Annotated in this window: 9 protein-coding genes and 7 tRNA genes; 2 read left to right on the top strand and 14 right to left on the bottom strand. The window is 66.3% G+C overall.

Annotation, left to right across the window (positions count from 1 at the left end; genetic code table 11):
• Nucleotides 1-215: 215 nt before the first annotated feature.
• The gene (locus tag SB771_RS08540) at nucleotides 216-1,094 is read left to right on the top strand and encodes an AraC family transcriptional regulator (protein WP_175660507.1); all 879 of its coding nucleotides are present in this window, start codon (nucleotides 216-218) and stop codon (nucleotides 1,092-1,094) included.
• 27 nt (nucleotides 1,095-1,121) lie between these two features.
• Here the strand turns inward: SB771_RS08540 and SB771_RS08535 are convergent, their stop codons facing one another.
• The 9 genes from SB771_RS08535 to gltX form a co-directional block, all read right to left on the bottom strand.
• Nucleotides 1,122-1,586 (bottom strand): GNAT family N-acetyltransferase, encoded by a 465-nt coding sequence (locus SB771_RS08535; protein ID WP_006762691.1) that lies wholly within the window; start codon nucleotides 1,584-1,586, stop codon nucleotides 1,122-1,124.
• A gap of 146 nt (nucleotides 1,587-1,732) precedes the next feature.
• A tRNA-Asp gene (locus tag SB771_RS08530) sits at nucleotides 1,733-1,809 on the bottom strand.
• A gap of 69 nt (nucleotides 1,810-1,878) precedes the next feature.
• Nucleotides 1,879-1,954, bottom strand: a tRNA-Glu gene (locus SB771_RS08525).
• A 64-nt stretch (nucleotides 1,955-2,018) separates the two neighbouring features.
• Nucleotides 2,019-2,095, bottom strand: a tRNA-Asp gene (locus tag SB771_RS08520).
• 80 nt (nucleotides 2,096-2,175) lie between these two features.
• Nucleotides 2,176-2,251, bottom strand: a tRNA-Glu gene (locus SB771_RS08515).
• 63 nt (nucleotides 2,252-2,314) lie between these two features.
• Nucleotides 2,315-2,391: transfer RNA gene (locus tag SB771_RS08510), tRNA-Asp, on the bottom strand.
• A 79-nt stretch (nucleotides 2,392-2,470) separates the two neighbouring features.
• Nucleotides 2,471-2,546 (bottom strand) — tRNA-Glu (locus SB771_RS08505).
• 139 nt (nucleotides 2,547-2,685) lie between these two features.
• Nucleotides 2,686-2,761, bottom strand: a tRNA-Ala gene (locus SB771_RS08500).
• Between the two features lie 128 nt (nucleotides 2,762-2,889).
• Nucleotides 2,890-4,299 (bottom strand): glutamate--tRNA ligase, encoded by a 1,410-nt coding sequence (gene gltX / locus SB771_RS08495; protein ID WP_105834210.1) that lies wholly within the window; start codon nucleotides 4,297-4,299, stop codon nucleotides 2,890-2,892.
• 280 nt (nucleotides 4,300-4,579) lie between these two features.
• Here gltX and SB771_RS08490 point away from each other — a divergent pair, with 280 nt between their 5' ends.
• Nucleotides 4,580-5,488, top strand: coding sequence for a patatin-like phospholipase family protein (locus tag SB771_RS08490; protein WP_175660506.1), 909 nt, complete (start codon nucleotides 4,580-4,582; stop codon nucleotides 5,486-5,488).
• A 147-nt stretch (nucleotides 5,489-5,635) separates the two neighbouring features.
• Here SB771_RS08490 and SB771_RS08485 read toward each other — a convergent pair whose 3' ends face one another.
• The 5 genes from SB771_RS08485 to SB771_RS08465 form a co-directional block, all read right to left on the bottom strand.
• Nucleotides 5,636-6,307, bottom strand: a complete 672-nt coding sequence (locus SB771_RS08485; protein WP_175660505.1) for a C40 family peptidase — start codon at nucleotides 6,305-6,307, stop codon at nucleotides 5,636-5,638.
• Between the two features lie 128 nt (nucleotides 6,308-6,435).
• Nucleotides 6,436-8,058 (bottom strand): ABC transporter ATP-binding protein, encoded by a 1,623-nt coding sequence (locus SB771_RS08480; RefSeq protein ID WP_175660504.1) that lies wholly within the window; start codon nucleotides 8,056-8,058, stop codon nucleotides 6,436-6,438.
• Nucleotides 8,055-9,152: an ABC transporter permease gene (locus SB771_RS08475; RefSeq protein ID WP_175660503.1), complete on the bottom strand. Its 1,098-nt coding sequence runs from the start codon at nucleotides 9,150-9,152 to the stop codon at nucleotides 8,055-8,057. The genes SB771_RS08480 and SB771_RS08475 overlap by 4 nt, the downstream gene beginning before the upstream one ends.
• Before the next feature lie 48 nt (nucleotides 9,153-9,200).
• Nucleotides 9,201-10,244, bottom strand: coding sequence for a microcin C ABC transporter permease YejB (locus tag SB771_RS08470; protein WP_105834214.1), 1,044 nt, complete (start codon nucleotides 10,242-10,244; stop codon nucleotides 9,201-9,203).
• 52 nt (nucleotides 10,245-10,296) lie between these two features.
• Nucleotides 10,297-12,180, bottom strand: coding sequence for an extracellular solute-binding protein (locus SB771_RS08465; RefSeq protein ID WP_175660502.1), 1,884 nt, complete (start codon nucleotides 12,178-12,180; stop codon nucleotides 10,297-10,299).
• Nucleotides 12,181-12,377: the final 197 nt, after the last annotated feature.

Raw genomic sequence — 12,377 nt, 5'->3', positions numbered from 1 at the left:
CGCGCGACAACGCGCCCGCATCGGTAGACCGCGCTCGCGGCCCGATATTTTTTGGCCCCGCGCGTCTGCAGGCCCAAACTTGCCCGTGGCCGGAATGCGCACGGCCCCATACAAAGTTCATTTGAACGGTGCATTATCGGCCGAAAAACCGCCGCATGCGCCTGCGCGGCGCCTTCTAAAATAACGGCATCGCCGCCGCGCCGACCGAGTCGTCCATGAATCCGCCTGCCCAAGCCGACGCATCGAACCCCTACGACGTCATCGACATCCCGCCCGAGTTCGCGCCGACCCGCGTCCACCCGATGCGCGTCCGGGCGCGGCAGGTGGATGCCGGCCGCCGGATCCCGCTGCACACGCATGCGTGGGCGCAGCTTGCGTACGCGTCGCGCGGCGTGCTGCGCGTCGCGACGACCGGGACGACGTGGATGGTGCCGCCGTCCCGCGCGATCTGGGTGCCGCCGCACGTCACGCATGAAGTCGTGATCGTCGAGGACGCGTATCTGCGCACGCTGTATATCGACGAGTCGATCGTGCCGGACGGGCTCGATGCATGCCGGGTGGTCGAGGTGACGGGCTTGCTGCGCGAACTGATCGTCGCGCTCGACGCGCGCGACCTGAGCGATGCGCGCGAGCGGCTGCTGTGCGGGCTCGTGCTCGACGAGCTGAGCCGCGCCGAACCGCTGCCGCTCGCGGTGCCGATGCCCGACGAGAAACGGCTGCGCATGCTGTGCGAGTCGGTGCTCGCGCAGCCGGCGCATGCGGAATCGCTCGAGCACTGGGCAAGCGAGGTCGGCGCGAGCACGCGCACGATTTCGCGGCTCTTCAAGCAGGAACTGGGCGTGAGCTTTTCGCAGTGGCGGCAGCAGGCGCTGCTCGCGCGCGCGATTCCGCTGTTGAACCAGGGGCGTCCGCTGTCGCATATCGCACGCGAGCTCGGCTACCAGAGCCAGAGTGCGTTTTCGGCGATGTTCCGGCGCGCGTTCGGCGAAAGCCCGCGCGCGTTCATGCTGCGCGGCTACGAGCACCGCGGCGCGGAAGACGGCATCGCGACGGACGACGCCCTCGACGACGACGCGTTCGGCACCGCCCGCTGACGCTCTCCGCGCTGCACCGTTATTCGCTCAGACCGTACGCACCATGTGGCGGATCGAGCCGAGCTGCGCGAGCCTCGGCCCGGTGACGCGGTAGCCCATGCGCTGGTAGAGCCGCGCGGCCGGATTGTCGACGAACACGCGCAACTGCAGTTCGTGCAGCCCGCGGGCGCGCGCCCAGCGCAGCGACATGTCGAGCATGTAGGTGCCGGCGCCCTGGCCGCGATGACCGGCTGCAATCTGCACGTCGCGGATGTGCAGCGAATCGCCCTCCTCGGTCACGCGCAGCACGCCGATGCGTTCGCCGTCGGCTTCCAGGATGAAGTTTTCGGATTCGCGCCAGCTCGCATAGAACAGGTCGCTGCGCCAGACGAGTCCATGGCGCTTGTAATAGCCGCCCATGTTGCCGTGCGTGAGCGCCTCGGCAAACGGAAAATCGCCAGGCTCCGCGGGCCGGAGCTGATACAGCAATCGCAGGTCGGTCGGATCGAGCATCGCGCGGGGGTCAAGAACGCATCCCGCCACGATAGCGCAGTCGCGGGCGGATGCAATCGCGAATTTCTCGTAGCGGCGCCTGCAAGTGGGCACGAACGGAAAACGCAAATGAAAAAGCCCGACACAAGGCGGGCTTCTTCATTTTCTGGCGGAGCGGACGGGACTCGAACCCGCGACCCCCGGCGTGACAGGCCGGTATTCTAACCAACTGAACTACCGCTCCAGTGTTGCTTCTTGCCTGGCAGGCGTCGCTTCCTGCCGGCGCATCGTTTGTTCGAACGACGCCGAAATCTGGCGTCCCCTAGGGGATTCGAACCCCTGTACTCACCGTGAAAGGGTGATGTCCTAGGCCTCTAGACGAAGGGGACAACGTACTGCTTACATCTTTAATACAAAAGCCCGTTCAAAACGTTCATTTGAACGGGCTTGTTCTGGCGGAGCGGACGGGGCTCGAACCCGCGACCCCCGGCGTGACAGGCCGGTATTCTAACCAACTGAACTACCGCTCCAGCTTTCTGCACCACCACCCGCAGGACCACGTTCACGCCCTGCAAGCGTTGCGACACTTCTACGAAACGCCGCTGAATCCTGGCGTCCCCTAGGGGATTCGAACCCCTGTACTCACCGTGAAAGGGTGATGTCCTAGGCCTCTAGACGAAGGGGACAGCGTACTGCTTACATCTTTAATACAAAAGCCCGCTCAAAAACGTCTTGAACGGGCTTCGTTCTGGCGGAGCGGACGGGACTCGAACCCGCGACCCCCGGCGTGACAGGCCGGTATTCTAACCGACTGAACTACCGCTCCAACTTTCTGCACCGTTACCTGCAGGACGTCGGTTACGTTCTGCAAGCCTCGCGACACTTCTACGAAACGCCGCTGAATCTGGCGTCCCCTAGGGGATTCGAACCCCTGTACTCACCGTGAAAGGGTGATGTCCTAGGCCTCTAGACGAAGGGGACATAATCTTTTCAGATCTGTCTGACTTTCGCTATTCATTCACCGCAACAGCGAAGGCCGAAATTCTAACTGCTTTAAATCATTTTGTGAAGCATTTATTACTACTGCCGCTGCTTCACAACTCAATCCATTCTGCTCTGATGGTGGAGGTAAGCGGGATCGAACCGCTGACCTCTTGCATGCCATGCAAGCGCTCTCCCAGCTGAGCTATACCCCCTTGCAGAACAGAAATGAGATTATATGGACCGATTTTGAACTTGTAAATACCCTTTTTGCGATTCGAGCGAAATTTTTTGCGAAGCCGCGCCGCCCTCACGCGCGGACGGCCTCGCTCGCGCCCCAACCTCAGGCCAGCGCGGCCTCGATACGCGACACCACGACATCGCGACCGAACAGCACGAGCACCGCGTCGATCGACGGCGTATGCGTCGTGCCCGCCACCAGCAGGCGCACCGGCATCGCGAGCTGCGGCATCTTCAGCTTGTGCGTGCCGAGCGTCGCCTTCAGCGCCGCGGACACGGCTTCCTTCGTCCAGTCGGCCGCCTTCAGTGCGGCGGCGAGGTCGGCCAGCGCCGGACGCACCGCATCGGTCACGTGCTGCGCGAGTGCGTCGGCGTCCGGCGCCGGCACACGGTAGAACATCGCGGCGCCTTCGGCGATCTCCTTGACCGTCGTCGCGCGATCCTTCATCAGGCCGACCACCGCGTCGAGCGCCGGGCCCGTCGCGATCGCCGCGTCCTCGATGCCGAGCGCGTCGAGGAACGGCTTGGCCAGCGCGGCGAGGCGCGCGTTGTCGGCTTCCTTGATGTAGTGGGCGTTCAGCCAGCTCAGCTTGCTGTGGTCGTACTGCGCGGGCGACTTGCCGAGATGCTCGAGGTCGAACCATTCGACGAACTGTTCGCGCGTGAAGATTTCAGCGTCGCCGTGCGACCAGCCGAGACGCGCGAGATAGTTGACGACGGCCTCCGGCAGGAAGCCGGCGTCACGGTAAGCCGTCACGCTCATCGCGCCATGCCGCTTGCTCATCTTCTCGCCCTGCTCGTTCAGCACGGTCGGCAGGTGCGCATAGACGGGCGGCTCGCCGCCGAGCGCGCGCAGGATGTTGATCTGGCGCGGCGTATTGTTCACGTGGTCGTCGCCACGGATCACGTGCGTGATGTTCATGTCCATGTCGTCCACGACCACGCAGAAGTTGTAGATCGGCGTGCCGTCCGGGCGCGCGATCACGAGGTCGTCGAGTTCCTCGTTCGAGATCTCGACACGGCCCTTCACCGCGTCGTCCCACACGACCGTGCCGGTCAGCGGGTTGCGGAAACGCAGCACCGGCTTCACGCCGGCCGGCGGCTCGGGCAGCACCTTGCCCGGCTCCGGACGCCACGTGCCGTCGTAGCGCGGCTTCAGGCCGGCCTCGCGCTGGCGTTCGCGCAGCGCGTCGAGTTCCTCGGCCGACATGTAGCACGGGTACGCGAGGCCCTGCTCGAGCATCTGCGCGAGCACCTCGCGATAGCGGTCCATCCGCTGCATCTGGTAGATCGGGCCTTCGTCGAAATCGAGGCCGAGCCACTGCATCCCTTCGAGGATCGCGTCGACGGCTTCCTGCGACGAACGCTCGACGTCGGTATCCTCGATACGCAGCACGAACGTGCCCTTCATCTTGCGGGCGAACGCCCACGGATAGAGCGCGGAGCGGATGTTGCCGAGGTGGATGAAGCCGGTGGGACTCGGCGCGAAGCGGGTACGGACAGGACGGGTCATAAACGGTAACTCGAACGCCTGGGGCGCATGAATGATTCGACGCGGGATCGACGGCGGCAGCCCGGACAGCGATGGGGCCGGCCGCGCCCGGAACGGGAAAGAAGCCGGAATTATACTCGCGCCGGTCTTCGCGCCAAGCGCGCCGCTTGCTTTATGATGTGCGCGCCGCGGCCGCCAGCCGGCGCCGCGCCGGCCGCCCGGATTCCGCCGCACGGCCGCTCGGAACCTATCGCCGCCGCGGGCCGCACGGCCCGCCGCCAAGCCGCCGGAGAATCAATCGATGTCGTCCCCTCGCCTGTCGCGCCGTCACTTCACGATCGCATGCGCGTCCGCCAGCCTCGCCGCCTGTACGTCGTTCGGCGACAAATCCCGTCCCGCGCAGTCGCAGGAAAAAACCGTGAAGATCGGCATCGCGCTCGGCGGCGGCGCCGCCCGCGGCTTCTCGCACATCGGCGTGCTGAAGGCGCTCGAGGCCCGCGGCATCCCGGTCGAGCTCGTCGCGGGCACGAGCGCGGGCTCGGTGGTCGGCGCGCTGTACGCGTCCGGGATGACCGCACTGCAGATCAACAAGATCGCGCTCGACATGGATCAGGCGGCGATCAGCGACTGGGCGCTGCCGTTCCGCTCGCGCGGATTGCTGCAGGGCGTCGCGCTGCAGAACTTCCTGAACAAGACGCTCAACAACCGGCCGATCGAGAAGATGGCGAAGCCGCTCGGCATCGTCGCGACGGATCTGCAGAGCGGCCAGCCGATCCTGTTCCAGCAGGGCAATACGGGGCTCGCGGTGCGCGCGTCGTGCAGCGTGCCGTCGGTGTTCGAACCGGTGAGGATCGGCAACCGCGAGTACGTCGACGGCGGCCTCGTGAGCCCGGTGCCCGCGTCGTTCGCGCGCAAGATGGGCGCGAGCTTCGTGATCGCGGTCGACATCTCGGCGCGGCCGGACGGCGCGGCGACCAACAACCCGATCGAGATGCTGCTGCAGACCTTCACGATCATGGGCCAGACGATCAAGTCCTACGAGCTCGACAAGTACGCGGACGTCGTGATCCGCCCGAACCTTGCGGCGATGGGCGGCAGCGACTTCAACCAGCGCAACGCGGCCATCCTCGCGGGCGAGGAAGCCGTCGCGCGCATCATGCCCGAGCTGCAACGCAAGCTCGCGGCGGCCCGCGGCGTCGCGGCGGCGTAATCGGACGCAGCGCGGTGCGCGACGCATGACGGCTCACGCACCGCCCGCGGTGACACTTCCGCCCACCGGTTCCGCGCACTTCAAAACAAAAAACCCTGCCGCCTTTCGGTGACAGGGTTTTTCGATTCGGCGGAGCGCCGGCGAGCGTCAGTTGCTGCCGTTCGCGTCGTCGCCGATCGTCGCGCGCACGCGCTGGCGCAGGTCGTCGGCCTTCATCGGAAACTCCGATTCGAGCCGGCGTGCGCCGGTGAACCGCTTTTCCCAGTAGCCGTTGTCGAGATCGTCGACGCGAATGGTGCTGCCCGTCGACGGCGAATGCACGAACTTGTTGTCGCCGATATAGATGCCGACGTGCGAGAACGTACGGCGCATCGTGTTGAAGAACACGAGGTCGCCCGGCTTGAGGTTGCTCATGCTGACCTTCTCGCCCACGCGGCTCATTTCTTCCGCACGGCGCGGCAGCGACATGCCGAGCGTGTCCTGGAACACGTAGCGCACGAAGCCGCTGCAGTCGAGGCCCGAATCCGGCGAGTTGCCGCCCCAGCGATAGCGCACGCCGATCATGTTGAGCGCGCCGACGACCACGTCGCCTGCCTTGCCCGCCATGCCGGCGAGGAACGACTTCGCACCGCCGCTGGACGGCTGCGCGCTGTTCTGCTGGAGGGAGGAACCCGACCCAATCTGAGTCGAATTGCTGGCATTCTGGCTAAAACTGCTGACTTCGTCGGCGAACGCGCCGGGAGCTGCTGCGAACAGGGCGCCGATGAAGAGCCCGGCGATGGTGCGCGCGCATGCCTGGGTCAAGGATCGATGCTGCATTGGGCGATGGAATTTGCTTAAAAATCAGCTGATTGGCGGAAAATTTCGGTCGATACTAGCCAGCGCGTAATCGTTTGTCAAAACAAATTAATAAATACAATCGAGATGATCAGACCATTGGCGGCCTATCACGCTTTCCAGACCGCTTTCAACAGCTTTTGTGTGTAAGGATGTGACGGTCTGGCGAAGATCTCGGCGACCTCTCCCGACTCCACGACGACCCCCTCCTGCATCACCGCGACGCGGTGTGCCATCGCGCCGATCACCTCCAGGTCGTGGCTGATGAACACATAGCCCAGGTTGTATTTCTGTTGCAAATTCGCGAGCAGTTTCAGCACCTGCTGCTGGATCGACACGTCGAGCGCGGACGTCGGTTCGTCGAGGATCAGGATGCGCGGCTCCAGCACGAGCGCGCGCGCGATCGCGATCCGCTGGCGCTGGCCGCCCGAGAATTCATGCGGATAACGATGCAGCACCGTGCGGTCGAGCCCCACTTCGCGCAGCACGGCCAGCGACTTCGCGCGGCGCGCGTCCGGCGTCAGTTCCGGTCGATGCAGTTCGAGCCCCTCGCCGACGATCCGCTCGATCGTGTGACGCGGAGAAAGTGAACTGAAGGGATCCTGAAAGACGACCTGCATGTTCGAGCGCAGCGCGGTCTGTTCCCGGCCGCGATAGGTCGACAGCGCGCGCCCCTGGAATTCGATTTCGCCGTGCGCCGTCTTCTGCAGCCCGAGCAGCGCCATCGCGAGCGTCGACTTGCCGGACCCCGATTCGCCGACGATGCCGAGCGTCTCGCCCTGCCGCACCGACACTGATGCATCCGCGACCGCCGTCACGGGCACCGTGCCGAACCAGCCCGCGAAGCCCGGCCGCTTGCGCGCGAACTGCACGCTGACGTGGCGCGCGTCGAGCACGACGGGCGCAATGGGCATCACCGGCACGACCGCGCGCTGCGGGCGGCTGTTCAGCAGCCGCTGTGTATACGGATGCTCGGGCTGCGCGAAGATCCGCTCGACCGGCCCGCTTTCGACCAGCTTGCCGCGCTCCATCACCGCGACCCGATCGGCGAAGTGCCGCACGAGGTTCAGGTCGTGCGTGATCAGCAGGATCGCCATCCCGCGCTTTTCCGCCTCCTCGCGCTGCAGTTCGAGCAGCAGGTCGACGATCTGCGCGCGGATCGTCACGTCGAGCGCGGTGGTCGGCTCGTCCGCGAGCAGCAGGCGCGGCCGGCACGCGAGCGCCATCGCGATCATCGCGCGCTGCCGCTGGCCGCCCGACAGCTGGTGCGGGTAGCTGTCGACGCGCTTCTCCGGCTCCGCAATGCCCGTGCGCGCGAGCAGCGCGATCGCGCGCTTGCGCGCCTCGGCCGCCGTCACGCCGTCGTGCAGCACGATCGTCTCGCCGATCTGCGCGCCGATCGTATACAGCGGATTGAGCGCCGTCATCGGCTCCTGGAAGATCATCGCGATGTCCGAGCCGCGCAGCCCGCGCATCTCGCGCTCGCTCTTGGCTGCGAGGTCTTGTCCGGCCAGGCGGATCGTGCCGCTCACGTCGGCATCGCGCAGCAGCCGCAGGATCGCCAGCGCGGTCACGCTCTTGCCGGACCCCGACTCGCCGACGAGCGCGACGCGCTCGCCGCGACCGATCGCGAGCGTCACGTCGTCGACGGCCACCGTGTCGCCGAAGCGCACATGCAGATGCTCGAGCGACAGCAGCGGCTCGCCCGATTTCGATACGACCGTGTCGCTCATCGCTGGCCTCCCGCCGCGCGCACCGAGTCGGCGATCCGCGTGTCGAGCGCGTTGCGCAGCGCGTCGCCCATGAAGGTCAGCAGCAGCAGCGTCGTGACCAGCACGCCGAACGTCGACAGCGAGATCCACCACGCGTCGAGGTTGCCCTTGCCCTGCGCGAGCAGCTCGCCGAGGCTCGGCGTCGGTGGCGGCACGCCGAGCCCGAGGAAGTCGAGGCTCGTGAGCGCGAGGATCGCGCCGCTCATCCGGAACGGCAGGAACGTGATCACGGGCGTCAGGCTGTTCGGCAGCACGTGGCGCCAGATGATCTGCCAGTTCGTGAGCCCCATCGCGCGGGCCGCGCGCACGTAGTCCTGGGTACGGTTGCGCAGGAATTCGGCGCGCACGTAGTCGGCCAGGCCGATCCAGCCGAACAGCGACAGCAGCACGATCAGCAGCAGGAAGCTCGGCTCGAAGATCGACGCGAAGATGATCAGCAGGTACAGCTCCGGCAGCGAACTCCAGATCTCGATCAGCCGCTGTCCGACGATGTCGATGCGCCCGCCGAAGAAACCCTGCACCGCACCCGCGGCGATCCCGAGCAGCGTGCCGATCACGGTCAGGATCAGCCCGAACTCGACCGACACGCGGAACCCGTACACGAGCCGCGCGAGCAGGTCGCGCCCCTGCGCATCGGTGCCGAGCCAGTTCTCGCGCGACGGCGGCGCCGGGTTCGGCACGCTCGAGAAGTAGTTCAGCGTGTCGTAGTAGTAACGGTTCGGCGGATAGACGACGAAGTTGCCCGGCGCCTCGATCCGCTTGCGCACGTACGGATCGAGATAGTCGGCCTGCGCCGGGAAGTCGCCGCCGAAGGTCGTCTCCGGGTACGCATGGAACATCGGGAAATAGTAATGATCGTCGTAGCGCACGACGAGCGGCTTGTCGTTCGACCACAGCGGCGCCGCGAGGCTAGCGGCGAACGCGACGAAGAAGATCACGAAGCTCCAGTAGCCGAGGCGCTGCTGGCGAAAGCGCTGCCAGACGCGGCGAGCGGGCGACGGCGACACGCGCGCACGCGCGGCGTCGACGCGGGACGACACGACGGCCCGGTTCATCGCGATCCTCGCCCGATCGCGCCAGGCATGCGGATGGCTCGTTTCATGTCAGCGCTCCAGGTTGTCGAATTGAATGCGCGGGTCGACCCACACGTAGCAGAGGTCGGAGACCAGCTTGGTCGCGAGCCCGATCAGCGTGAACAGGTACAGCGTGCCGAGCACGACCGGGTAGTCGCGCCGCACGACCGACTCGTACGACAGCAGCCCGAGGCCGTCGAGCGAGAACAGCGTCTCGATCAGCAGGCTGCCCGTGAAGAACGCGCCGATGAATGCGGCCGGAAAGCCGACGATCAGCGGCAGCATCGCGTTGCGGAACACGTGCTTCCACAGCACGGTGCGCTCGGCGAGGCCTTTCGCGCGCGCGGTCAGCACGTACTGCTTGCGGATCTCGTCGAGGAACGCGTTCTTCGTGAGCATCGTGATGACCGCGAAGCTGCCGACGACCGACGCCGTGATCGGCAGCGCGATGTGCCACAGATAGTCGAGCACCTTGCCGGCGACCGACAGCTGCGCGAAGTTGTCCGACGTGAGCCCGCGCAGCGGGAACAGCTGCCAGAACGAGCCGCCGCCGAACAGCACGAGCAGCAGCACGCCGAGCACGAAGCCCGGGATCGCATAGCCGACCAGCACGACGAGGCTCGTCGCGACGTCGAACGGCGAGCCGTTGCGCACGGCCTTCGCGATGCCGAGCGGCACGGAAATCAGGTAGGTGACGAAGAACGTCCACAACCCGATGCTGATCGACACCGGCAGCTTCTGCACGATCAGCGACCACACGCTCTGGTGGCGGAAGTAGCTGTCGCCGAGATCGAAGCGCGCGAAGCGCTCGAGCATCAGCCAGTAGCGCTCGAGCGGCGGCTTGTCGAAGCCGTACAGCGCCTTGAGCTGCGCGAGCTGCTGCGCATCGACGCCGGTATGCGCACGCATCCCGAACGGCGTCGCGCCCTGCTCCGTCGCGCCCTTGCGCAGTTCCTGCACGGCCTGTTCGACCGGGCCGCCCGGCACGAACTGGATCACGGCGAACGTGAGCGTGAGCACGCCGATGAGCGTCGGGATCATCAGCAGCAGGCGTTTGAGGATGTAGCTCCACATAGGGTGGCGACTCGCGATCGATAGGCTGGGTTGAACGAAGGGCCGGCGTGCTTCAGTGGCCGGGCTTGGCCCACCAGGTCGACACGACCCAGCCCTCGGCCGAATAGTACAGCGGCAGCGTTTGCGGATAGCCGAGCGTGCGCTTGTACGCGATCCGGTGCGTCGTGCTGTACCACTGAGGCACCGCGTAATAGCCGTGCATCAGCACGCGGTCGAGCGCATGGGTCGCGTCGAGCAGCTCGTCGCGCGTCTGCGCGGTGCCGAGTGCATGCAGCAGCGCGTCGACGGCCGGCGACTTCAGGCCGATGAGGTTGTCCGAGCCCGGCTCGTCGGCGAACTTGCTGGCGTAGCGCGAGAACTGCTCGGCACCCGGCACCTGCACGCCCGGCAGGCGGACCGTCGTCATGTCGTAGTCGAACGCGTCGAGCCGCTTTTGCAGCAGCGCGTAATCGGCCGTGCGAAAGCGCGCGTCGATGCCGAGCTTCGCGAGGTTGCGCCGAAAGGCCGTCACGATGCCTTCCATCGCCGCCCCCGAATCGTCGAGGATCTCGAACTCGAACGGCTCGCCCTGCGCGTTGCGCAGCGCGCCGTCGCGGTAGGTCCAGCCGGCCTGCGCGAGCAGCGCGCGCGCCTTCAGCAGGTTCGCGCGCAGCGAGCCCGGCGGGTTCGTGCTCGGTTGCGAGACCATCGGGCCGAACACCGCAGGGTCGAGCTGCGCGCGCAGCGGCTCCAGCAGCTTCAACTCGCCCGGGCCCGGCGTGCCGGTCGCCTGCAGGTCGGTGTCGGCGAAATAGCTGTCGAGGCGCGTGTACGCGCCATAGAACAACTGGCGGTTCAGCCATTCGAAGTCGAACGCGAGATCGAGCGCCTGGCGCACGCGCACGTCGCGAAACAGCGGCCGGCGCTGGTTCATGAAGAAACCCTGCATGCCCGCGCCGTTGTGCTGGCGGAATTCGCGCTTGACGAGCTCGCCGCTGTCGAAGCGCTTGCCGACGTCGCGCCGCGCCCAGTTGCGCGCGATGTATTCGACCAGCACGTCGTACTCGCCGGCCTTGAACGCCTCGAGCCGCGCGACGCCATCGCCGTACAGCTTGTAGACGATCCGCTCGAAGTTGTGGGTGCCGACCCGCACCGGCAGGTCGGCGCCCCAGTACGCGGGATTGCGCCTATATGTAATGGTGCGGCCGTTGTCGTGGCGCTCGATCAGATACGGGCCGCTGCCGATCGGCTGCTCGAACGCGAGCTGGTCGAACGGGATCCGCGAACCGTCCGCGCGCAGCCCCCACTTGCGCGAGAACACCGGCACGCCGCCGGCGATCAGCGGCAGCTCGCGGTTCGGGCTGCGGAATTCGAACCGCACGGTCGCGCGGTCGATCACGACGGCCTTCGCGATTTCAGCGAAATACGCGCCGAACTGCGGCGCGGCCTGCTTGCTCTTCAGCGTGTCGAACGAAAACCTGACGTCGTCGGCCGTGACCGGATCGCCGTTCGAGAAGCGCGCGCGCGGGTTCAGGTGGAACGTGACCGAGCGGCGGTCCGGTGCGATCTCGATGTCGTCGGCGAGCAGCCCGTAGGCGGACGCCGGCTCGTCCGAGCTGCCGGTCGTGAGGCTCTCGAACAGCATGTCGATTCCCGGCGCGGAGTTGCCGCGCATCGTGAACGGATTGAACTTGTCGAACGACGTCAGCCGGCTCGGATTCGCGAGCACGAGCGTGCCGCCCTTCGGCGCATCCGGGTTCACGTAGTCGAAATGCTTGAAGCCCGGCGGATATTTCGGCTCGCCGTACTGCGCGATCGCATACGCCGCATGCGCGGCCGTCGCGGCCAGTACCGCCTGTATGGTCCATACCGCCGCCGTGCGGCCGGCGGCGCGGACCGCCTGCGCGGCACCGGAACGGATGCGCGCGGCGCTGGTCCGGGGCGAACCCTTCGTCATAGAGGCCCTGTGGGTCGATTGGGGGGATGTAATGTAGGTCGATTCTACCCATTCAATTCGACGCCGAGCCAACTTGCTCGCGCGCGTGCGTGACGTCACCGCGCCGCGGCCTCCGCGTGCGGCCGGCGCGGGCAAAAGAAAACCGCCACGCTGGCGGTTTTCTGTTGATGCGGCGCACGCGTCAGGCCTGCGCCATG

Source organism: Burkholderia sp. SIMBA_051 (genome assembly GCF_046534915.1).
Taxonomy (GTDB): Bacteria; Pseudomonadota; Gammaproteobacteria; order Burkholderiales; family Burkholderiaceae; genus Burkholderia; species Burkholderia ambifaria.
This window is presented reverse-complemented; position numbering and strand designations above follow the sequence as displayed.